General features: G+C 60.4%; 24 protein-coding genes. 11 read left to right on the top strand and 13 right to left on the bottom strand.

The window, feature by feature from the left end; genetic code table 11:
- Window positions 1–9: 9 nt before the first annotated feature.
- Window positions 10–753 (bottom strand): IclR family transcriptional regulator, encoded by a 744-nt coding sequence (locus tag EOS_RS06425; protein ID WP_047845772.1) that lies wholly within the window; start codon window positions 751–753, stop codon window positions 10–12.
- 540 nt (window positions 754–1,293) lie between these two features.
- Between EOS_RS06425 and EOS_RS06420 the strand changes: the two genes are divergently transcribed.
- Entirely contained in the window at window positions 1,294–1,575 is a 282-nt protein-coding gene (locus EOS_RS06420; protein ID WP_047845771.1) for a DUF4148 domain-containing protein, read from the top strand.
- Between the two features lie 258 nt (window positions 1,576–1,833).
- Here EOS_RS06420 and EOS_RS06415 read toward each other — a convergent pair whose 3' ends face one another.
- Window positions 1,834–2,967, bottom strand: a complete 1,134-nt coding sequence (locus tag EOS_RS06415; protein WP_047845839.1) for an acyl-CoA dehydrogenase family protein — start codon at window positions 2,965–2,967, stop codon at window positions 1,834–1,836.
- 235 nt (window positions 2,968–3,202) lie between these two features.
- On the opposite strand from EOS_RS06415, the gene EOS_RS06410 reads away from it, so the two are divergent.
- Entirely contained in the window at window positions 3,203–4,258 is a 1,056-nt protein-coding gene (locus EOS_RS06410) for an AraC family transcriptional regulator (protein WP_235442720.1), read from the top strand.
- Between the two features lie 61 nt (window positions 4,259–4,319).
- The gene (locus EOS_RS06405; protein WP_047845770.1) at window positions 4,320–4,502 is read left to right on the top strand and encodes a hypothetical protein; all 183 of its coding nucleotides are present in this window, start codon (window positions 4,320–4,322) and stop codon (window positions 4,500–4,502) included.
- A gap of 3 nt (window positions 4,503–4,505) precedes the next feature.
- Here EOS_RS06405 and EOS_RS06400 read toward each other — a convergent pair whose 3' ends face one another.
- The gene (locus tag EOS_RS06400) at window positions 4,506–5,162 is read right to left on the bottom strand and encodes a hypothetical protein (RefSeq protein ID WP_047845769.1); all 657 of its coding nucleotides are present in this window, start codon (window positions 5,160–5,162) and stop codon (window positions 4,506–4,508) included.
- Between the two features lie 456 nt (window positions 5,163–5,618).
- Between EOS_RS06400 and EOS_RS06395 the strand changes: the two genes are divergently transcribed.
- Together EOS_RS06395 and EOS_RS06390 are read left to right on the top strand one after the other, a co-directional pair.
- The gene (locus tag EOS_RS06395) at window positions 5,619–5,876 is read left to right on the top strand and encodes a helix-turn-helix domain-containing protein (protein ID WP_047845768.1); all 258 of its coding nucleotides are present in this window, start codon (window positions 5,619–5,621) and stop codon (window positions 5,874–5,876) included.
- A complete protein-coding gene (locus EOS_RS06390) occupies window positions 5,876–7,228 on the top strand; it encodes a type II toxin-antitoxin system HipA family toxin (protein WP_047845767.1) in 1,353 nt (450 codons plus the stop codon). The genes EOS_RS06395 and EOS_RS06390 overlap by 1 nt, the downstream gene beginning before the upstream one ends.
- Window positions 7,229–7,335: 107 nt before the next feature.
- Here EOS_RS06390 and EOS_RS06385 read toward each other — a convergent pair whose 3' ends face one another.
- On the bottom strand, window positions 7,336–8,631 hold the full coding sequence (locus EOS_RS06385) for an MFS family transporter (RefSeq protein WP_047845766.1): 1,296 nt from the start codon (window positions 8,629–8,631) through the stop codon (window positions 7,336–7,338).
- A 459-nt stretch (window positions 8,632–9,090) separates the two neighbouring features.
- Here EOS_RS06385 and EOS_RS06380 point away from each other — a divergent pair, with 459 nt between their 5' ends.
- The gene (locus EOS_RS06380; RefSeq protein WP_047845765.1) at window positions 9,091–10,116 is read left to right on the top strand and encodes a DUF2891 domain-containing protein; all 1,026 of its coding nucleotides are present in this window, start codon (window positions 9,091–9,093) and stop codon (window positions 10,114–10,116) included.
- Between the two features lie 36 nt (window positions 10,117–10,152).
- On the opposite strand, the gene EOS_RS06375 is transcribed toward EOS_RS06380, so the two are convergent.
- Window positions 10,153–10,473: a YnfA family protein gene (locus EOS_RS06375; RefSeq protein ID WP_047845764.1), complete on the bottom strand. Its 321-nt coding sequence runs from the start codon at window positions 10,471–10,473 to the stop codon at window positions 10,153–10,155.
- Window positions 10,474–10,565: 92 nt separating this feature from the next.
- Window positions 10,566–11,627, bottom strand: coding sequence for an alpha/beta fold hydrolase (locus EOS_RS06370; protein ID WP_235442723.1), 1,062 nt, complete (start codon window positions 11,625–11,627; stop codon window positions 10,566–10,568).
- 231 nt (window positions 11,628–11,858) lie between these two features.
- On the opposite strand from EOS_RS06370, the gene EOS_RS06365 reads away from it, so the two are divergent.
- From EOS_RS06365 to EOS_RS06355, 3 genes are read left to right on the top strand one after another with little or no spacing between them, the layout of a single operon-like run.
- Window positions 11,859–12,629: a DNA/RNA non-specific endonuclease gene (locus EOS_RS06365; RefSeq protein WP_047845762.1), complete on the top strand. Its 771-nt coding sequence runs from the start codon at window positions 11,859–11,861 to the stop codon at window positions 12,627–12,629.
- Window positions 12,622–12,882 (top strand): hypothetical protein, encoded by a 261-nt coding sequence (locus tag EOS_RS06360; RefSeq protein ID WP_047845761.1) that lies wholly within the window; start codon window positions 12,622–12,624, stop codon window positions 12,880–12,882. The genes EOS_RS06365 and EOS_RS06360 overlap by 8 nt, the downstream gene beginning before the upstream one ends.
- 27 nt (window positions 12,883–12,909) lie before the next feature.
- Window positions 12,910–13,413: a methylated-DNA--[protein]-cysteine S-methyltransferase gene (locus EOS_RS06355; RefSeq protein WP_047845760.1), complete on the top strand. Its 504-nt coding sequence runs from the start codon at window positions 12,910–12,912 to the stop codon at window positions 13,411–13,413.
- A gap of 147 nt (window positions 13,414–13,560) precedes the next feature.
- Here the strand turns inward: EOS_RS06355 and EOS_RS48710 are convergent, their stop codons facing one another.
- From EOS_RS48710 to EOS_RS06330, 6 genes are all read right to left on the bottom strand, one after another.
- A complete protein-coding gene (locus EOS_RS48710) occupies window positions 13,561–13,695 on the bottom strand; it encodes an OmpA family protein (RefSeq protein WP_268760294.1) in 135 nt (44 codons plus the stop codon).
- A 3-nt stretch (window positions 13,696–13,698) separates the two neighbouring features.
- On the bottom strand, window positions 13,699–14,262 hold the full coding sequence (locus tag EOS_RS06350) for an OmpA family protein (RefSeq protein ID WP_235442719.1): 564 nt from the start codon (window positions 14,260–14,262) through the stop codon (window positions 13,699–13,701).
- Between the two features lie 394 nt (window positions 14,263–14,656).
- Entirely contained in the window at window positions 14,657–15,358 is a 702-nt protein-coding gene (locus EOS_RS06345) for a DUF2968 domain-containing protein (protein WP_047845759.1), read from the bottom strand.
- 161 nt (window positions 15,359–15,519) lie between these two features.
- Window positions 15,520–15,789, bottom strand: coding sequence for a hypothetical protein (locus EOS_RS06340; protein ID WP_047845758.1), 270 nt, complete (start codon window positions 15,787–15,789; stop codon window positions 15,520–15,522).
- A 206-nt stretch (window positions 15,790–15,995) separates the two neighbouring features.
- Window positions 15,996–16,724, bottom strand: coding sequence for an LrgB family protein (locus tag EOS_RS06335; RefSeq protein WP_047845757.1), 729 nt, complete (start codon window positions 16,722–16,724; stop codon window positions 15,996–15,998).
- A gap of 10 nt (window positions 16,725–16,734) precedes the next feature.
- Window positions 16,735–17,109, bottom strand: a complete 375-nt coding sequence (locus tag EOS_RS06330) for a CidA/LrgA family protein (protein WP_047845837.1) — start codon at window positions 17,107–17,109, stop codon at window positions 16,735–16,737.
- A gap of 261 nt (window positions 17,110–17,370) precedes the next feature.
- On the opposite strand from EOS_RS06330, the gene EOS_RS06325 reads away from it, so the two are divergent.
- The gene (locus tag EOS_RS06325; protein WP_047845756.1) at window positions 17,371–17,625 is read left to right on the top strand and encodes a CsbD family protein; all 255 of its coding nucleotides are present in this window, start codon (window positions 17,371–17,373) and stop codon (window positions 17,623–17,625) included.
- 161 nt (window positions 17,626–17,786) lie between these two features.
- Here EOS_RS06325 and EOS_RS06320 read toward each other — a convergent pair whose 3' ends face one another.
- Window positions 17,787–19,385 (bottom strand): AarF/UbiB family protein, encoded by a 1,599-nt coding sequence (locus EOS_RS06320; RefSeq protein WP_235442718.1) that lies wholly within the window; start codon window positions 19,383–19,385, stop codon window positions 17,787–17,789.
- Between the two features lie 268 nt (window positions 19,386–19,653).
- On the opposite strand from EOS_RS06320, the gene pqqA reads away from it, so the two are divergent.
- Window positions 19,654–19,728, top strand: a complete 75-nt coding sequence (pqqA, locus tag EOS_RS48705) for a pyrroloquinoline quinone precursor peptide PqqA (protein ID WP_075645291.1) — start codon at window positions 19,654–19,656, stop codon at window positions 19,726–19,728.
- Window positions 19,729–20,427 lie beyond the last annotated feature (699 nt).

Below are 20,427 nucleotides of genomic sequence, written 5' to 3'. Positions count from 1 at the left end.
GCCGCGCCGCTAGCCGATCAACGTCTGCGGAATCCGTTCGAAAATATCGAGCAGTGCTTCGACCGCGCGCTCCTGGTTCTTCAGCAAGCGCGCTTTCGGACCGCCGATAACGAGCGCGAATGCCTCGCCGTGGATCGAGAATCCCTTGGCTAGCCCCGCAACATCCTCGACGTTTTCTCCAGTAGAGCGATGCCAGCCGAGCGTCACGCCCTGCTCCACTTCTACTTCGAGCGACGCGCGATCGATTACCGAACCATCCGTCGATGCCGTCAGCGGCTCGCAACTGTCGAGCAGGCGCCGGCGTGCATCGACCGGGAGCGCGCCCAGCAGCGCCTTGCCCGCCGCGCTGGCGTGGACGTACATGAAACCGCCGGGTTCGTCGCTGTAGCGAATCTTCTGGCGTGATTCCATGACGTCCAGATAAACGACCCGCGTGCCGGCGAGCGTCGCGAGCGCGGCCGTTTCACCGGTCGCGTCGCGCAATGCGCTCAGCAACGGTTGGAACAGCAGCGTCAGCGGGTCCTCGCTGCAGATGTCGCGAGCGACATGCAACAAGCGCTGCGTCGGGTAATAACCCGCCTTTACGCCCGGCGCGTAGAGATAACCCTTTGCCACCATCGTCTGCAAAAGCGCATGACAACTCGACAAAGGGATTTCGGTTCGACGCGCAATCTCGCTGTAGATCATCGGTTGCCGGACTTCGGCAAAGAGGTTGATCACGTCGAAGACGCGCACTGCAGTTTTCACATCCATGACAATATTATCGGTATATCGATAATACTAGCGCAAGAGGTAACGGGTATACACCTATAAATCCAAGTGACCCCGACCTCGCCGCTGTCCGCTTCAACGCGTGCTGCGGGTCAGCGTGCCTGTCGGGCTGGGTCATCGCCATGTGATTGGCCCGATGTACGCGCTGAAGTGAGTTTCACGGATCGCTTCGTCGCATCGACACCGGCACCTAACCGACCGGCGTCCGCTTTTCATCACATGCGACGACTCCGCGATAATTAGTGATCCTTTTGAATCACGCGGGCGGTGAATGAGAGTCCCCTTAAGCGCGCCCCCGCTGGCTGCAATGGTTGTCGCGATCGAGGCTGCGGTAAAAACCGAGGCGCCGCTTTACCTGCCGGATTAACAACAGTTTCTTACCCAAATAGGTATTTTTACTGGCCCTTACTCCGAATAACATCAAATCAAATATCGAAACAAGCGATGCCAGTCAGTTTTCCCGGCGCACCGGAATGGCCACAGCGCAAGCTTCGTAGTCGATAAACCATACGGAGGTTCATCATGTTTAAAGCACTTATCCCCGCAGTCGTCATCGCTGCCGCACTGGCCGCACCGAGCTTCGTTTTTGCTCAGAACAATGGTCCTGTCACGCGCGCACAAGTGCGCGCCGAACTGGCTCAACTGGAGCGGGCCGGCTACAACCCGACTGGCGATCAGACCGACTACCCGCTGAACATTCAAGCCGCCGAGCGCCGCGTCGCTGCGGAAAATAGCGTGGCTCAAAGCAGCTATGGCTCGTCGGTCAGCGGCACGTCGGCAGGGGTCAACGCCAGCGGTCAGTGATAGTGTGAAGCGTCGTAAAGCAAGCACGGCAGCGATGTGACATCAACGCCGAGGGATCAAAGCGCTACGACCGGTGAGAACCTGCGGGATGCAAGCGGTGAGTCTATTCGGGAGTCTGACTCGCGCTCACGGTGAGCCTTCGCGGGAGCCACAAAAAAAGCGGCGAAGCCTCTTAAGCCTTCGCCGCTTTTAAGATGTTTGAATCGAACGCATCGATCAGCTTCGATTCAACACAACGTCATGTGGGATTCGATCAGCCTAAAGTTGACGCGCAATCACCATCCGTTGCACTTCGCTCGTGCCTTCGTAGATCTGCGTGATGCGGGCGTCGCGATAATGACGCTCGACCGGATAGTCTTCCAGATAACCGTAGCCGCCATGAATCTGGATAGCCTGCGAGCACACCCGCTCCGCCATCTCCGACGCAAACAGCTTCGCCTGCGATGCTTCGCTCAGGCAAGGCAAACCTTCCGTGCGCATTCTCGCTGCGTGCAACACAAGCAAACGCGCTGCGTTCAGGCTGGTCTGCATATCGGCGAGAAGGTTTGCTACCGATTGATGCTCCCTGATGGGCTTGCCGAACTGCACGCGTTCATGCGAGTAAGCACACGCTGCATCGAACGCCGCCCGCGCGATGCCCACCGCCTGCGCCGCGATACCAATACGCCCACCCTCCAGATTCGCCAGAGCGATCTTCAACCCTTCGCCGCGCGCGCCCAACAAATTGCCGGCCGGAATCGCGCAGTCTACGAGTGAGATCGGACAGGTATCGGAGGCGCGAATGCCCATCTTGTGCTCGGGCCGCCCAACGTTGAAACCCGGCGTATTCGTCGGCACGATGAACGCCGACAAACCCTTCTTCCCAAGCTCGGGATCCGTGACGGCGAACACGATGGCCATGCCCGCGCGCGCGCCGTTCGTCGTGAACTGCTTGGCCCCGGAAAGCACCCACTGGCCGTCCCGTTCGATGGCACGCGTCTTCAGGTTGTTAGCCTCCGATCCCGCTTGCGGCTCCGTCAGACAGAACGCGCCGATCATCTCCCCCGTCGCCAGTTTCGGCAAATATTCGGCCTTCTGCGCTTCAGTGCCAAAGGCGAGAATCGGTCCGCAGCCGACGGAATTGTGCACGGCCATCAGCGTCGAGCACGAGGCGCAGCCGGCCGCGATTTCTTCGATAGCCAGCGCATACGCAACATAGTCGCTGAAGGTGCCGCCCCATTCCGCAGGCACGATCATGCCGAGCAAACCGAGCTCGCCGAGTTGCCGCACGACTTCGTCGGGCAGGCGTGCATCGCGGTCCCACTGGCCCGCGTGCGGCGTCAGCACTTCGGTAGCGAAGTCGCGCGCGGCGTCGCGAACCATGCGTTGGTCGTCGGTCAGGAAGCTGTCGATCATGGCGGTCTGGCTCGTGTGAAATACTTGAAAACGCGCTGGGTTTACACTGCTGCGCTTAAACCACGAAGCGGATGGCAAATAACATCACGCCAGATTCTAGGCGCTGTGAAGCCATCTGCCGATGCCTGAAACGATCAAGCTTCCTGAGCGATTCCGCCACCTAGTGACTACCCCAACATCGAAGAACGCGCGTGGCTCGGAACGGCAAACAGAGCGGCGGCCACGGCCGGCCGTGACGCCAACGCCAACCGTGCCCAAAACGCCACGCGGCCAGGGCAACGAACGCGGGACCATAGCGGGGGTTCTCGTCGAAGAAGCGCTGCGTTACGCCGAGCGTCGCGGCGTCGCGCGTATCGCGATGCTGGCGCTTGCGGGTATCAAGCCCGCCACGCTCGCAGCGCCGCTCGCCCGCGTGTCGGCTGCGCAATACGGCCGCTTGTGGAGCGCCGTTGCAGATGCGCTCGACGATGAATTTTTCGGCCAGGACAGCCATCCGATGCGCCGCGGCAGCTTCGCGCTGCTCTGTCATGCCGCACTGGGTTCGCGCGACGGCGGCCAGGCGCTGACCCGCATCGCGGGTTTCCTGCGGCTCGTGCTGGACGACTTGCAATGCGAGATCGACACCGACACAACGCGCGTGAGAATTCGCCTCGCCGATGCCGATACCGACGCGCCACGCCCAATGTTCGCGTACGCGACTGCATTCATCATGATCTACGGCTTGTTGTGCTGGCTCGTAGGCCGGCGCATCCCGGTGCTGGCCGCGCATCTGCGCTGCCCGGAACCTGCGGCATCCGACGAATACCGGCTGATGTTCTGCGACGCCATGTTCTTCGATCAACCCGCGTCGTATGTCGATCTCGCACCGGATTGCGTCACGTTGCCGGTTGTGCAGACGGCCGCCACGCTGAAGGTTTTTCTGCGCGAGGCGCCGGCGAATTTCATCGTGAAGTATCGCAATCCAGATTCGCTGGCTGCACGGATTCGCCGCCAATTAAGGCAGTCGCCGCCGGTCGACTGGCCGGACAGCGAAGACATCGCTGCCGCTTTGAACATGGCCGGAGCCACGCTGCGACGCCGCCTGAAACAAGAAGGCGCGACCTATCAATCCATCCGCGATGCCCTGCGGCGCGATCTCGCCATCGCACGGCTTGCCGACACGACGCAGACCATCGCGGAGATCGCGCACGCGCTCGGTTTCGCCGAACCAAGCGCGTTTCATCGTGCATTCAGGAAGTGGACGGGCGTGCGGCCGGCGGCGTATCGCGGTATGCGTGCCAATGCGTGACTGCACGCACGCCGCCCCGCTGCTATAGTGAAATCTGCTGGTTCACTGAAGGAGCGCCGCCATGTCGCAACCGAAAGCAAAGCCGCACCACGAGCCGAAGAAAGCGCCGGTGGCCGCGCACGACCTCGAAGCAGCCCTCGACGAAGCGCTGGAAGAGAGCTTTCCCGCAAGCGATCCGGTCGCAATCACAGTGGATCACGAATCTGCTCCCGAAGCGCAACATCGCGGCAAACGGACGCGTTAGCCGCTACTCGTCGAGACCGGCCAGCAGCATGGCCAGCTTCTCCACGTGCTGCATCAGCATCGCGCGGTGCTTATCGATCTGCTCGATACGGCCGGCAAGATCGGCTTTCACCGGATCGTCCAGTTTGCCCGACGCGCGCAAATCCTCCGCTTTCGCATTGATGCCGTCGAGCTGAACCATCGAAAGCTGCCGCTCCACGCGGCGCAGGTCGGCGAGCAACAGATCGCGGTTGCGGCGGAACATCTGGTCGCGCCGATGCGTTTCCACCTGCTGCAGCGCCTGATCGGCGATGCGGCGGGTCGCTTCCGTCTGCGACAGCAACGGCTCCGGCCCACGCAAGACGGGCCGCTTCGGCGCGGGGTGCGCGTTGCCGCGAAACACGGCGGCGGGCGTTTCCTCGTCCATCGCGCGCTGGGTTTCGGGCGGAATGTCGCGCCGGTCGCGGCGCTCGTCCAGCCAACGCGGCGGCAAGCCGGTCACGGTTTCCACCCCGCGCACGAACTCCTCACTGAAATCGCGCCTTCCGGCCAAAATCAGTTTCATGTACGACGGGGAAAAACTCATCATGCGGGCAATCCTCGCGCCGCCAGCCGGCGATCCCGCGAGCACATTCAGGTTGGCTCGCCACACGAGGTACAACGTTTCGTCGAAATCTTCCATGGGCTAGTCTCCAAGCAGACGGACTCGCAAACGCCGCGCAGCCGGTTTACGTGCGCTTGACGCTTAGGTCCTGGCGAGCCCGTTATTGCAGCGACGAGCCGGATCGTGATCGGGGGCGTCGCCTAAGTGGGCATCTGACCGCAATCTTACCGTCATCTCAATAATGCGCGTTTTGTCCGAGCAGGCGGTGAAAACCCGCAGAATCGACAGAAATCACGCGGTTTAAGGGCGACCCACGTCAAAAAAGCGTGGGGTGTGGGTAAAACGGCGGAGGTTAGTCCGCTCGAATCCCGGTCATCGGTCGATGTCGGGGATTGTTGGGTCAAGAAAATCTGCAGCATGAATAAACCCCAAATATTCGTGTGAGAGATAGTGTGCAAATATCTGCCACACGAATATTTGACAAATATCTGCCACAGACATAAACTGCATTTATTCGTGTGAGAGATAAATGTCATGCAACAGACAATCGCCACGCCCTACCAGATGGGTCAGATTATCGCGGCCGGCCGCCGGCGGGCGGGCCTCACCCAAACCGAAGCAGCCGCAAGGCTCGGTGTGAGCCAGAGTCGTATCTCGACTCTCGAGGCGGACTCCGGTGCGCTTACGCTCAACCAGTTGCTGACGCTTCTTGGCGCCTACGGGCTGCAACTCCAGGTTCAGGACAAGGGTTCGCCTGCGGTAGCGCCAACCGCGTCCGCGCTGGAGTGGTAATGGCGGGACGCAAACCACATTCCCGGTCGCTCTCGGTATGGGTCAACGGCGTACGCATGGGTGTCTGGCGCATTCCCACTCGCGGCCCGATGGAACTCGCCTACGCCCCCGCGTGGGCCGCCTCCGAGGTCGGCCGTCCGCTTTCCCTGTCGCTGCCCATCCCGCTCGATAACGCTCCGCTCAAAGGCGACAGGGTACTCAACTATTTCGACAATCTGCTACCGGACAGCGAAGCCATCCGAAAGCGAATAGGCCAGCGATTCCGGACAGACACGCTGGATGCGTTCGATCTTTTGCAGGCCATCGGCCGGGATTGCGTGGGCGCGGTTCAGCTCCTGGGCGTCGACGAGGAACCTGCGGGTGTCGAACAAATCGATGGCACCCCGCTCAGCGATGGAGAAATCGAGACGCTCCTGAAACAAACCGCGGGGGGTGGCACTTTTGGCCCTCAAGACGACGAAGACGACTTCCGGATTTCGCTCGCGGGCGCGCAGGAAAAGACGGCGCTCCTCTGGCACGAAGGCCAGTGGATGAAACCCCACGGCGCCACGCCTACCACCCATATCCTGAAGCTCCCGCTCGGCCTGGTGGGTAATCGGCGCGCGGACCTCACCACGTCGGTCGAAAACGAGTGGCTGTGCATGCATCTCCTGCGGGCTTACGGCTTACCGGTCGCCCAAACGGACATCAAGACCTTTGGCCGGCAACGCGTGCTGAGCGTGCAGCGCTTTGACCGCCAGATGCACTCGAGCGGCAAGTGGATTGTGCGGCTGCCGCAAGAGGACTTTTGCCAGGTGATGGGGCTACCCTCGCACAAGAAGTATGAGAACGAAGGCGGCCCGGGTGTGATCGACCTGGCGCAAGTGCTCCAGCAGTCGGAGACGGCGAAGGAAGACATAGAAACGCTGCTGACCGCGCAGATACTTTTCTGGCTGCTGGCGGCCCCGGACGGGCACGCGAAGAACTTCAGCATCCGGCTGCTTCCGCGCGGACATTACCGGCTGACGCCGATTTATGACGTCATGTCCATCTGGCCGGTCGAGGGGAAGGGAGCGAACCAGTGGTCGTGGTTCAAGGCCAAGCTCGCGATGGCCGTGTCGGGCAAGAACCGTCACTACGCTTTCCGCGATATCCAGCGCCGGCACTTCAACGCGATGGCGCCGCGGTGCTCATACGGACAGGATGCAGAGCCGATCATCCAGCGGTTGATTGAAGAAACGCCCGGTGTTATCGAGCGTGTATCGGGTGAGTTGCCCGAGGGGTTTCCGGCCAGGGTCTCCGACCGTATCTTCGAGGGGCTGCGCAAGACAGTCGCCGCACTCGACGCGATGCCCGCCGAGGCAGTTGCTTGAGAGTGAGAACCGTATTGAATCCCGCGGCGCATTAGCGTCAGCTTCAGCGCAATGCGCCGCGGGTGACGCCTGGCAGAACTCTGCCTCGCGTCAAATCAGTCGAATCATCAAGGCACGTCGCGCAAATACCCTTCCTTGGCGGAATCGCGCATCCGGAACGAGACAATTCCGGCAATCGCGCACAGCGCCGTCACGTACCAGTAGAACATCGACTCGCTGCCGATCGACTTCAAGAACAGCGCGACGTATTCCGCCGAGCCGCCGAACACCGCGTTTGCCACCGCATACGACAACCCCACGCCGAGCGCGCGCACTTCCGCGGGGAACATTTCAGCTTTGATCAATCCGCTGATCGACGTGTAGAGACTCACGATAGCCAACGCAATCACCACCAGCACGAACGCCACGACCGGGCTCGTGACGTCCTTCAGTGCATGCAGGATCGGCACCGTGCAGAGGGTAGCGAGGCAGCCGAACCAGATCATCGACCTGCGCCGGCCGATCCGGTCCGACAACGCGCCGAACGCCGGTTGCATGATCATGTAGACAAACAGCGCGGCCGTCATCACGTTGCTCGCGGTCTTGGCATGCATGCCGGCCGTGTTCACCAGGTATTTTTGCATGTAGGTGGTGAACGTGTAGAAAATCAACGATCCGCCTGCTGTGAAACCCAGCACGGTCATGAACGCAGCCTTATGCTGCAGGAGACCGCGCAGCGTGCCGGCTTCCTTCAGCTTGCGGCTTTCGGCGGTGGTGGTTTCATCGAGCGATTTCCGCAGATACAGCGACACCACCGCCGCAAGCGCGCCAATCCCGAACGGAATGCGCCAGCCCCACGCCCTCAGTTCTTCCGTGGTCAATACTTGCTGCAGCACGACCAGCACCAGCAACGCGGCGAGCTGACCGCCGATCAGCGTCACATACTGGAACGACGCGAAGAAACCGCGCCGCCCCTGCAGCGCCACTTCGCTCATGTAGGTCGCGCTCGTGCCGTATTCGCCACCCACCGACAAGCCCTGGAACAGCCGCGCGATCAGCAGGAAAAACGGCGCCCATGCACCGATGCTTGCGTAGGTCGGCAGGAAGCAGATCACGAGCGAGCCGGCGCACATCATCAGCACGGAGATCATCATCGAGGTGCGGCGGCCGTGCTTGTCGGCGATACGGCCGAACATCCAGCCGCCGATCGGCCGCATCAGGAAACCTGCCGCGAACACGCCGGCGGTGTTGAGCAACTGCGTGGTCGGGTTCCCGCTTGGGAAGAATGCAGGCGCGAAGTAGAGCGCGAGGAACGAGTAGATGTAGAAGTCGAACCACTCGACGAGATTCCCCGATGAAGCGCCGACGATCGCGAAGACGCGTCGCCGGGTGTCGGCTGAAGTTGAGAGTGCGATGTCGGCCATGCTGTTGAGAACTCCTGTCGCGTATTGAAAACGGCGGCTTGTGGCCGCTCTTGAGCCGGTCGGATGCCGGCGACGGTCACGCCCTGAGGGCGGTCGGGCGCAAGTTTATACGACGAACAGGGGGTTGGCGCGTCATAACGGTCAGCCAAATTTCAGCTTACAGCAGCGTTTATGAAGAAAGTTTTTCGTTAGAAAAAGAATTTGGCAGATATCCACAAGGCCTTTCTCGAAAGGGATTACCGGTAAATCAATGGCCAGCAGCAGACCGGGTAAGCGTGAGGAACGGCGCGAACGAAAACTTACAGTCGTGCAAATTGAAAGTACTTAGTAATTACCCTGAGTCGCTAAGAAATGGCCGCTCAACGCCGCATTGCATGGCATTGATCGCCTCCGGATTCACACGTCCCGTGAGCCGAAGTCTTGCCATAATTGCGGACGCCTGGTTTTCTGGAGAACCGCATGAACCCGCAGTCATCGACACCTACGCTTGACGCCGCTCTCGCGTCGAAATTCGCCAGGCTCGCGCTCGGCCACCTGACACGTGAATACCCGAACAAGCTTGACCACGTGATGGGGAGCGCCGCCGACGCGCAAGGCCCGCGCGCCCTCCATCCGATCTTCTATGGCAGCTTCGACTGGCACTCGTGCGTTCATGGATACTGGCTGACCACGCGGCTCGTCGACCGCTTCCCCGGGTTGCCCGAAGCGCCGGCAATCCACGCGTTGATCGACGCCCATTTCACCCATACCAACGTCGCCGCCGAAGTCGCGTATTTGCAGCGCCCGGAGGCGCGTGGTTTCGAGCGTCCGTACGGTTGGGCGTGGCTGCTCGCGCTCGCGGACCAGCTTCAGTCGATGCAGTCGACCGAAGGCCAACGATGGGCCGCGGCGCTTGCACCGCTTGCGCACGCGTTTGTCGAGCGTTTCACGGAATTCTTGCCGAAGTCGACATATCCGCTGCGTGTGGGCACGCATTTCAATACGGCGTTCGCGTTGACGCTGGCTATCGGTTATGCACGACAGGTGGATGATTCGGCGTTTGAAACGCTGATCGTCGATACCGCGCGCCGCTGGTATCTGAACGATGCCGGTTGCCAGGCGTGGGAACCAGGCGGCGATGAGTTTTTGTCGTCGTCGCTAATGGAAGCCGAGTTGATGCGGCGCGTGTTGCCCGCGGCCGAATTCGCCAGCTGGTTCGACCGCTTTCTCCCCCAGTTGAGCGCGCGCGAACCCGCCACGTTGTTCACGCCCGCCACGGTCACGGATCGCAGCGACGGCAAGCTTGCGCACCTTGATGGCCTGAATCTCAGCCGCGCGTGGTGCCAGCGGTCACTGGCCCGCTCACTGCCTGCAGGCGACGCGCGGATAAGCTTGCTCGATGCCACGGCGAACGACCACCTTGCAGCGGGCCTGGCGCACGTGGCGGGTGACTACATGGGCGAGCACTGGCTCGCGACGTTCGCGTTGCTGGCGCTGGAGGCTTAAGGCTTAAGGCTTAAAGCGTGTAACAGCCCGCTGGCCTCATCCGCGCGGCTGAAACGCGATCACGCTCATGCCGGCCAGTGCGATCGCCACGCCGGCCAGATCCCAGGTTGTCGGGCGAATCCGTTCGACGATCCACAACCACATGATCGCCACGGCGATATACACGCCGCCGTACGCCGCGTAAACGCGGCCGGCGGCGCTGGCATGCAGCGTCAGCAACCACGCGAAGAGTGCAAGCGCTAACGCGCCGGGGATGAGGAGCCACGGCGAGCCGTCCTCCTTTAGCCATCGATAGGGAAAATAGCAGCCCACTATCTCGGCGATGGCGGTTACAACGTAGAGAAGGAAAGTCTTCATATTTAGCGGTGGTGATTCGTTCGCACGAGAGGTTGACAGGCCCGGTTCCGCCAACGGCCAAAACGCTCCGCCGGCGCCAACAAAAATGCCTCTCAGTTGCTCTTCTCACCAAGCGCCGCCAGCCCCGCGAGCAATGCCTGATGGAACGCGTGCGGGTCCTGCATCTGGGGTGCATGCCCCAACTCCGCAAACTCCACCAGCCTGGCTCCCGGGATCGCCTCTACCGCGCGTTTGGCCAACTCCGGATAACGCCCAAGCGTCGGCCGAATCTCCGACGGTGCGAAATCCTTGCCGATCGCGGTCGTGTCCTTATCGCCGATAAGCAGCAACGTCGGTGTCCTGATCTGCCCGAACTCATACACAACCGGTTGCGTATAGATCATGTCGTACAGCAACGCCGAATTCCACGCGACAACCTCCTTGCCCGCGCCGCGATACATCCCCGCCAGCATCTGCACCCACGGCTCGTAACGCGCGTCCCAGTGACCCGCGTAATAGGTGGCCTGCTCGTAGTTGCGAATGCCGTCAGCGCTTGTCTTCAACTCGCGCGTGTACCAGTCATCGATCGATATCGACGGTACGCCCTTCGCCTTCCAGTCCTCCAGCCCGATCGGATTCACCAGCACGAGCTGCTCGGTCTCCTGCGGATACATCAGCGCGTAACGCACGGCAATCATGCCGCCCGTGGAGTGCGCGACGAGCGTCGCTTTTTTCACGCCAAGCGCCGCGAGCAACGCGTGCGTATTGCGCGCGAGTTGCTGGAACGTGTACTGATAACGCACCGGTTTAGTCGATTTGCAAAAGCCGATCTGATCCGGCGCGATCACGCGATACCCCGCGTCGGTGAGCACATCGATGCTCTCCTTCCACGTCGCCGCGCAAAAGTTCTTGCCGTGCAGGAGAACCACGGTTCGCCCGTTAGGACGCTTCGGCGCAACGTCCATGTACGCCATGCGCACGATTTGCCGCTGTGATGAAATCGCGAACCGGCCAACCGGATATGGGTAGTCGAAGCCCTGGAGTTCAGGGCCGTAGACGGGACCGTCGTTGTCGGCCGGTGCTGGCGACGAGGCGACCGTTGGGGAGGACGCCGCCTCATCGGCGAATACGGGCAATGCAATCGATACGGCTAAAGCAATAACAGCGCAAAACATGCGGCTGATCGAGGTCATGGGCGCGGAAGCTCGCAAGTAGGAATCAAAGACAGAAAGGGCCATCGCGGCCGCACACTGCGCGCATGCACCCTGCGACGGCGGGGGAATTTTATCGCGTGTGCGTTTTCGCCGCCGATGCTCACCGATGCTCGCTGCCACACGACGCACCTCAGCGCCTTATACTCCGGCCTCGACGAAATTAGCCCACTACACCCCGACCTCGCCTTCCGCATGAAAATCCGCTTCACGCATTTCGCATCGTTCCTGGCAGCGCTCAGCGCCACCGTCTCCCTCAACGTCCTCGCGGCCAGCGACTGTCCGCAGTTCAGCCCGGGTGGCCGGGCGCCGATTATCGCGAATGCGAAGATGCGCGTATCGACGCAGCAACTTTGCTATTCCGACTTCGCCGTCCTGCATTCCGGCGTCACGCACGGCCCGCTGTGGTCGGCGGAGCACCTGACGGCGCAACATATTGACGATGCCCGCGACAACACGCGCACAAACCGTTTTTTTGTCGATAAGAAACTGCCGCCTGGCGACAGCGCCACGCTCTCGGACTACAAGAAAAGCGGCTACGATCGCGGCCACATGAGTCCGGCCGGCGACCGGTGGGACAAGAAGGGTATGGCGGAATCGTTTTCGCTGGCGAACGTCGTGCCGCAAGATCCGTCGAATAACCGGCGCATCTGGTCGCGGATCGAGCAGGCTGTGCGGCGGCTGGTGGAACAATCCGGCGATGCCTACGTCGTCACCGGACCGCTGTTTTCCGGACGGCAGTTGCAGACTATCGGCGAGTCGCGTGTGCTTGTGCCCACGCAGTTGTATAAGGTCGTGTATCTGCCGAATCGCGAACTGGCGTTCGCCGTGGTGGTGGACAACATGCCGACGAACAAATACACGGTCAAGACGGTTCGCGAACTGGAAGCCATGAGCGGGCTCCAATTTCCAGGCATTCCGGACACGCTGAAAGACCAACGCATTGGAGGACTGAAAGGTGTTTAAGCCATTTTCCAACGATACCGATACGCTCAACATCAACGGCGACGCGCTCGTGATCGCCAACGACACCGCGCGCCTCTCCATTTCCGGCGACCTGACGATCGCACGCGATAAAACGGGCTTGACGACGGCGCTTGCGCTGCAAAAGGCGGTGAACGCTATTGTCGATGCCCTGCAAAACGACGCAAGCTTACCCATGAAACTCGCCGACGAGCCGCCGAAGCCAGCGGGCAAGACGGATAATCCGTTCATCTGAGCGTTAAAAATTGGCCGGAGACGACCCTTGATCGAATGCCACGTTGCACCGAGTCCGCTGGGCCACCTCGCGTATCGCGCGGAAGACGATTTCCTGACAGGATTGTTCTTCGTCGGACAGAAGCACTTTCCAGCTGGTCTCATCGATACAGGACCACCGAAGTCGCGAGCGATTATCGAGGCGAAGGAACAGATTGCCGAGTATTTCGCCGGCGAGCGCACGGTGTTTTCCGTGCCGTTGCGGCTCAACGGCACCGAGTTCCAGCGACGTGTATGGGTGGCGTTGCAAGAGATCCCGTTCGGCACATCCTGGACCTACGGCGATCTCGCGCGCCGGATGGGTGTGGCTCCGGGAGCATCGCGAGCCGTGGGCGGAGCGAACGGGCGCAATCCGGTGGGGATCATCGTGCCGTGTCATCGCGTCATAGGCGCGGACGGAGAGTTGACCGGTTACGCAGGCGGCGTGGAACGCAAGCAACATTTGCTGACACTTGAAGGCGGACCGGGACGCGCGCAGCTCACGCTGTTCTGAAGGTTCTGAAGCGCAGCCGACTCTGCCCGCGCAAGTATATAAGAAGCCCTGCAAACAAAAGCCCCGCAAGCGCTACGCGCTTGCGGGGCTTTTACGCTTCTGGACGCTTCGAAACAACGACCGAAGCGTTCAAGCTCGTTGCGTCGATTACTGCGTGCTGACGCGAATTTCCACGCGGCGATTCTTGGCACGGCCAGCGTTCGTCGCGTTCGGCGCGACCGGATTCGCGGCACCGAAACCTTGCGCCGTGTAGTTTTGCGAACGCAGACCATGGTCCTTCAAGTACTACATCACCGATTCCGCACGGCGTTGCGACATCTGCCGGTTATGCGACGCGGAGCCCGTTGAATCGGTGTAGCCCGCCACTGCGACTTGCCGCAACGTCACGCCCTGAGCAGCCGCCACGAACTCGTCGAGCGTGCCAGCTGCTTTCTGCGTCAGCGTGGCGCTGTCGGTAGCGAAATTCGCGTCGCCGCTCAGATCGATTTGACGGGGCATTTCGGGAGCAGGCTGCGGCGCGGGAGCCGGGGCTTCAGCCGCAGCAGGTTCCGGTTGAGCCGGTGCGCCGCACTGGAACGTCAGGACACGCGGATCAGCAGCGTCTTCGGACGGGGAACGCAGGCGCTCCATGGTCTCAAGCTTGTACGCGGGCTTGTCGCCACAAATTTTCTGAGCCTGCTTCACGCATGCCGCGACACCTTCGAACAAACCATGACATTCCACGCGATAAACCTGCGCGCCAGTGGCCGTCTGGATCTGATTGGCGTTGAAAGTCGGACCCGAAGCTGTCGAGCAGCCAGCGAGCACACCGATTGACAACAAACCTGCAGCGATTAATTTATTAGACATCCTGTTTACCATTCTTAAATTAACGTGTGACTGAGATATCGAGACAAATGCGTACTGGATGGGCCATCAGACAGTTACCCGATTTTCGCAGTCACCTTATTCGCCTCAAGCCTTCGATCCGTATCTTGAAAATGATCTGGAATCCGAAATCGCGCGGCATATTAGCATGCGAAAACAAGCATTCCTTACTGGATAATTCCTAATTAGTGAAACACTTTCGGGTGATTTTTGAAACAGCACACAAACGTGAAAAATCGGAAAACTTTTGGTGGCTCGTTACCATACGGGAAATGAAAAGCGGCCGCGAATGCGGCCGCTTTTGCGGAGTTTGAAACGCGCTGCGAAAGATCGGCGCCCACGCGTCGCAGGCGGAATCCAAGCGGTCAGGCGCGCTTCATTTCGGCAATGGCATCAGGTCGACGTCCGACTGGCGTTGAAGATCCTGCACCTTGGTTTGCAAGGCACGCAGTTGCGCCTGTGCGGCATCCTGCTCCGCGCGCAGCGAACGGATCGCTTCCTGCTGTTCCGCCTGCCGGTCGGCCACCTGGCTTTGCTGCGCCCGTGCGACATCGAGGTCAGCCTGCAGGCGATTCGCGCGCCCTTGTTGAACGGCGATCAACCGGTCCGCAAAGCTCTTTTCGGCCTCAAGCTTGGTCCGGCGGATCTCGGTATCTGCGAGTGCCGCAGTATTTTTGGCAAAGTCCGCATAGAGCGTTTCCGCACGCGAATCAACTTGAGTCTTGATCACGCGCCAGAACTTCTTTTGCTGGAACAGTGCAATATAAAACGTCATTTCATCCGGGTAAAACAACATGCTCGCACCATAGCTGCCGTTATACGTGGTGCGCAATTCCTTTACCTTTCCTTCGCGAATCATTTGCTGCAATTCCGCGACATTGCCATTCACCGTCGCCTGCGGTTCATCGGCTGCACCGTTGGTCAGGAGACTGCGGCGCGCGCCTGAATCGCCGAGTGCACCGGCTGCCGTGGCACTGCTTTGCATGGGCGCTGTAGGCCCGGCGGCACACGCTGCGCCGCACAGGACGAACCATGCCAAGACCAGTGCCCCGCCTCTCGTTGTATTGTTGGAGTTCATGGAATTTCCGGGTTGAACGCAATTAAGAATGCGAAAGCACCGGAATTATGGCAGATAGAAAAGCCAAAGCGGAAAATGCATGAAGATGCTTTTTACAGCCCGGTCATCGCCTGAAACACTCCACGGTTTTAAACAGTTCGTGAAGCGATTCTTGCCAGGTTCTACAGGTCGTGACGCAAGCGCTCGCGATCCTGAGCAAACTTCGAGACGTGTGTATCGCCCGGTTCGCTGATGGGCGAAAAGATGCGCGAATCGACTTGCTGTGCAGGTACTTCGGAGAAGATTCCACGGTCCGCCTTAAAAGCGAACGGAGCGCCCGAGTAGATGCCCGGATCGATGGACGTAGCCGCCATGCTCGGCGAGACCTGGAAGAAGCCGCCCAGCGCAATCCGGCTGGCGGTTATAAAAGACAAACGGGTATACAGGGACATGACGGAGACTCGCCGCAAAAAATGCCTGCGCGCGAACGACCATTGAACCGCGTACTCGTGACAGGCGTGAACCAGACGAGGAACTCGCGTGCGCCCGATGACAGCGCCCGCGACAATCCAAGATGAGACCATCTCCGCGCCGCCTGAACCATGAGCGAGTTCCTAACTTCTCCTAGATCGCCTCGATCGTTTCAATCCTTCGCGGGTCAGTTGACCCAGCGCAAAACTATCGGCAACAGGACCGGCACCACGAACGCCGTGAACAATCCGTTCAAGCCCATGCCGAGGCCAGCGAACGCGCCCATTTCATCGCTGACCTGGAAAGCGCGCGCCGTACCAATGCCATGCGACGCCACGCCAAGCGCGAACCCTCGCACCTCGGGCTCCTCTATACGTAAAACGTTGAGAATCGTGCGCGCCGAGACCGCGCCGAACACACCGGTGCAAATCACGAGTACTGCAGTCAACGACGGCAGTCCGCCCAGTCGCTCGGCGATAGCCATGGCGATCGGCGTGGTCGCGGATTTCGGCGCGAGCGATATCACCGTCACGCGCGGCGCGCCGAATAACATCGCGATGGCGGTCGCGGAAACGATCGCCGTCAGCGAGCCCGCGATCAACCCACCGGCCAGCGGCAACGCAGCGCGGCGCAGCTTCGGCAGTTGCCGGTAGAGCGGCAGCGCGAGTGCGACGGTCGCCGGTCCGAGCAAAAAGTGGACGAACTGCGCGCCCTGAAAATACGTCTGATATGGCGTGTGCGTGACGCTTAGCACCGCAACGATCAGCGCCACCGCAATCAACACGGGGTTCGCGAGCGGGTTGAACTTCGCGCGGGCATAGATGCCTTGTGCGATCAGGTACGCGAACAGGGTCATCGTCAGGCCGAGCAGCGGTGTTGCGGCGAGATAGACCCACAGGGCGCCGAGTTCTGTCATCGCGTGGTCCTTAAAGCTCTGACGGTGTATTCATACGCGCCCGTCTCACCTGGCGCCGCATCAGCGCCCGCGTGACGAGCGCGGTGACGGCAATCGCGAGCGTCGTGCTCACCACCAACGCGACCACGATCGCGAGACCTTCGCCGCGCACCTTGTCGGCGGCGACCATGATCCCTACGCCAGCCGGCACGAACAGCAAGGACAAGTGGCGGAGCAATTCGAGGGCGGTGGGTTCGATCGAATCGACGGCGGACGGCCTGATCAGCAGATAGCCGAACAGCAGCAACAATCCGATGACAGGGCCGGGAACGGGCACATGCAAGCCCATCGAAAGGCCCTCTCCGAAGCACTGGAACAACAACAAGGTAGCAAGGGCGCGCAGCATGACGTGGTGTTTGACGGGCGAAAACGATGAAGCCAGATGATGCCACGCGTCGTGTCGTGCGCCTCGCGCGCCGACAAAACGCGACCGGGCGCGAAAAGTGCGCATGCGATCAGGTTAAGGCGGGGTTCATGCGGCGCGCGCTCGAATCGAACTCTCGAATCCAGCTTCAAACCTGTGGCACCTGGGCATGAACCCTGCTCAATCAATCGCTCCGGTACGCCGGATTCTTCGATAACCGCTTCAACCAGAACGGGAGGCACTATGGTGCAGGATCAGGTAGAAGGCGCGGCGCAAACCGTCGTGGGCAAGGTGCAGGATGCGGTCGGCGGTTTGACCGGCGACGCGTCGCTGCAGGCTGAAGGCAAGGTGCGTCAGACGCTCGGCACGATCCAGCGCAATTACGGCGAGACCATCGACAACGTGCGCGAGGCGGTCATTGCACAGCCAATCAACGGGGTGCTTGTGGCAGCTGCGGTTGGTTTTGTGCTGGGCGCAATCTGGGCACGGCAACGGTAGTTTCGTCAGAAGGGTTTGGGCGGGAAACGGCTGGCCGCACTGCGAAGTGCGGCCGGTTTTTTTACGCACCGTGTTATGCCTGTTCCTGGCGGACCCAATGGGACTTCGATGGCTTGAAGCCACATCAGTCGCGTAACAGACGGTCCCTTGTCGCGGTGGTCCTAACGCGCGGAACGCGAATCCGTGTTCCGCTGGTTTTGCCGCCTCACCCAATCCGCCAGCAGATTCGGCACACGCGGCAGCGCGTGCGGCCAGTGCATGGCTTCCTTCGCCAGTTGCGAAAAGGCTCCGTGCGAACTGAACTGATCCAGCGCCAGGCGCATGATTACCCGGCGCGCGATTGGCCACACATCGACATCCGGCGCGACCCGCCGCACCATCTCCTCGATGCTCTGTACCGAGCGCGCCAGCAGCGCCGCGCGGGAGGCGATGCCTGTATGGTTGTCGCCGAAAGCATGCTCCAGCGGCCCTTTGCCCAGCGCGGTGAAGAGATCGGCGGCAGTCCGGTGCCGATGGGCATCGCCGGCAAAACGCTCTGCTTCCCGCCGATACGTCGCTTCCACGCGCACCGCATGCTGCGTCTCTTGTTCACGGGGGCGGCCGTGCTGCATATGTTCGCGCGCAGCCGCCTTGTGATCGCCGCGCAACAACGCGTCCGACCCTGCGACCAGGAAACCGCGCTCGTGCGCGGCGAAAAAAGTGAGCGGCGAATCGCCATCCAGCACCAGCGCCCCGAGCGTGTCCGGCTCGATGCTGACCGCTGCGCCCGCCGCTTCCAGACCGGCGTGGAACACGCCCTCGCCCAGCGCGACCTCGAAAAAAACCTCGATCCACGTAGCGATCAAGTCGGCCGAGTCCAGACCGTGGGCGCGCAGTGCTTCGGTGTCCGAGAGCGGCACGCTGCGCACGGAGCGCGTGACGAGCACCGTATCGCTGCAAAAATCCCAGAACACCTCCGGCACGACGACGCGTGAATCCTTGTTCACCTCGCGCAGCCGGTAGCGGAGAAAACTTTGATCGGCGGCGCGCTGGCGCAGATCGAGCATGCCGCCAATAGACTCCGTCACGCGCGCGATGAGCGCGCCGACGTTCTGCTCGCGGACCTCGCGTGAAAACCGTGCCGCCAGACTCGCCGCCGAGCTTGCCACGTCGAGGTCCTGCATGAGTTCGGCGCGTGTATCGGTGCGGATCAGCGTGATGCGCGCGGCCACGGGCGCGGCACTCACACCGGAGCGGGGATTCACATCCAGCACGATTAGCGCACGATGCGTCTGCTCCGCGATGCCGCAACGCTCGGGCTCGGCGTCCACGTCGATCAACGCCGCCGCCCGTCCAGGCGGCAACGCGGTTTCCAGCGCCTGGCGCAGCGGCGCGTCTTTCAGCGGCGCCTTGAGCGTGTCCAGTTCGGCGAGCGCAACACGCACCGCCGTCTCCGATAACCCCCGATGCTCGATCAGCAGACCCGACGCCATGGTCAGCACGCCGGACAGATTCTGCAACACGGGCGCGCGCTGAGCGAGACTGGTCGCACTGCGAGCCCGCGCACCCGTCGCGAACGAGCGCAGGACGTGATGGATCGGGGCGTCGGCTGCGGACTTGACGCGGCTTTCCCGCACGAAAAGTCTCGCGAGACGCCAGATTGCACGCACGCGCTGCGTCATCGGTTCACCCGGCACGTACTTGAATAGCTGATTTTCCGCTCCTTTGCGAAGGTGGATCGAGTGGAACGTGGGCGAAACCCGCGATGGTTGAACCGTCAAGAGAACGATCGTTGCGCAATTCAGGTTGGTTACGCAAGCGTTTGGAGAGTTCTCATGGATAACACTCAGGTCGGCGGGGGCGTTGCCGGCGGCCATCCGCTGCAAGCCAATTGTTCGGTTGCATTTATTTTTTCTTAATAAAAAACCAGATTATCGAGTAATTATTTAAATGCATTTTATTTGCATATTATTTAATAACGATATTGTTTCGCATTTCGGTTTTTAATCATGAGCTGTTCACGAGTTTCGCAAGGCAAAAGGTGGTGATATGCAATGGGTCACGCCGAGTTTCACAGATATGCGTTTCGGCTTTGAAATCGCGATGTATATCGCTGCACGTTGAGTTCGCGAAGGCCGCCTCGCGCGGCCTTTTTTCAGCCAACGGCGGCACGCTCGACGCCAGTGCTCGAAGGCCTTGCTCCACCTGGGCGATCCAAGCACCAGTCCTCCAGATACGCCAAAATCTGCAACGAACTGCCGCTTTGATTCTTCAAGTCATCCACCGTCACTTCGCTACAACGATTGGAGAAACAAGCCGGTTGGGTTAATCGTGTTCCGCTTTTGCAGAATTTGCACGGTAACGGGAAAAGAAGTCCGAGTTGCAGAAAGCCGACGTCATTAGTTTTATCAGACCTTGACGTCCGAACACTTTTTGCCGATAAGCCGGAGCGTAATTGAATTCTGAAACAAATTAAAAATCAATTTCGTCGGGAAAAACGTCCTGACTGACTGAATCGGAAAATTTGTCAAATTTCAATGCCAAACATCCATTTCGATACGAATAATTTACTGTAATTAATGGAACGTGTGTAATGGTCTCAATTCGAACATCATTGTTGCTTCTTCCGTCTACCTGAGCACGATAACGTCGAACCTTGCATCGAGGCCTTGAAACGATTTCGATCAGAATTGGCACGTTTTATGCTTAAAACACCGTCTGAATCTTTCGATTGTGTCGTCTTTTTGTCTACTCATTGCTATGGCATCTACTCCAGTGATTGAAACACACCTGAATGCCTTCCATGAGGTGCTTGCTGAATGC

It is taken from the genome of Caballeronia mineralivorans PML1(12) (genome assembly GCF_001028175.1).
GTDB classification, from domain to species: Bacteria; Pseudomonadota; Gammaproteobacteria; order Burkholderiales; family Burkholderiaceae; genus Caballeronia; species Caballeronia mineralivorans.
Note: the sequence above shows the minus strand (reverse complement) of the source record. Positions and strands in the feature narration are given on the sequence as shown.

What these genes read in the sequence shown, in the direction of transcription:
- EOS_RS06350 (WP_235442719.1), bottom strand. Translation starts at nt 14,262, where the DNA reads ATGTCTAATAAATTAATCGCTGCAGGTTTGTTGTCAATCGGTGTGCTC.
- EOS_RS06400 (WP_047845769.1), bottom strand. Translation starts at nt 5,162, where the DNA reads ATGGAAGATTTCGACGAAACGTTGTACCTCGTGTGGCGAGCCAACCTG.
- EOS_RS06380 (WP_047845765.1), top strand. Translation starts at nt 9,091, where the DNA reads ATGAACCCGCAGTCATCGACACCTACGCTTGACGCCGCTCTCGCGTCG.
- EOS_RS06345 (WP_047845759.1), bottom strand. Translation starts at nt 15,358, where the DNA reads ATGAACTCCAACAATACAACGAGAGGCGGGGCACTGGTCTTGGCATGG.
- EOS_RS06395 (WP_047845768.1), top strand. Translation starts at nt 5,619, where the DNA reads ATGCAACAGACAATCGCCACGCCCTACCAGATGGGTCAGATTATCGCG.
- EOS_RS06370 (WP_235442723.1), bottom strand. Translation starts at nt 11,627, where the DNA reads ATGTTTTGCGCTGTTATTGCTTTAGCCGTATCGATTGCATTGCCCGTA.
- EOS_RS06390 (WP_047845767.1), top strand. Translation starts at nt 5,876, where the DNA reads ATGGCGGGACGCAAACCACATTCCCGGTCGCTCTCGGTATGGGTCAAC.
- EOS_RS06325 (WP_047845756.1), top strand. Translation starts at nt 17,371, where the DNA reads ATGGTGCAGGATCAGGTAGAAGGCGCGGCGCAAACCGTCGTGGGCAAG.
- EOS_RS06330 (WP_047845837.1), bottom strand. Translation starts at nt 17,109, where the DNA reads ATGCTGCGCGCCCTTGCTACCTTGTTGTTGTTCCAGTGCTTCGGAGAG.
- EOS_RS06375 (WP_047845764.1), bottom strand. Translation starts at nt 10,473, where the DNA reads ATGAAGACTTTCCTTCTCTACGTTGTAACCGCCATCGCCGAGATAGTG.
- EOS_RS06335 (WP_047845757.1), bottom strand. Translation starts at nt 16,724, where the DNA reads ATGACAGAACTCGGCGCCCTGTGGGTCTATCTCGCCGCAACACCGCTG.
- EOS_RS06385 (WP_047845766.1), bottom strand. Translation starts at nt 8,631, where the DNA reads ATGGCCGACATCGCACTCTCAACTTCAGCCGACACCCGGCGACGCGTC.
- EOS_RS06425 (WP_047845772.1), bottom strand. Translation starts at nt 753, where the DNA reads ATGGATGTGAAAACTGCAGTGCGCGTCTTCGACGTGATCAACCTCTTT.
- EOS_RS06365 (WP_047845762.1), top strand. Translation starts at nt 11,859, where the DNA reads ATGAAAATCCGCTTCACGCATTTCGCATCGTTCCTGGCAGCGCTCAGC.
- EOS_RS06340 (WP_047845758.1), bottom strand. Translation starts at nt 15,789, where the DNA reads ATGTCCCTGTATACCCGTTTGTCTTTTATAACCGCCAGCCGGATTGCG.
- EOS_RS06420 (WP_047845771.1), top strand. Translation starts at nt 1,294, where the DNA reads ATGTTTAAAGCACTTATCCCCGCAGTCGTCATCGCTGCCGCACTGGCC.
- EOS_RS06405 (WP_047845770.1), top strand. Translation starts at nt 4,320, where the DNA reads ATGTCGCAACCGAAAGCAAAGCCGCACCACGAGCCGAAGAAAGCGCCG.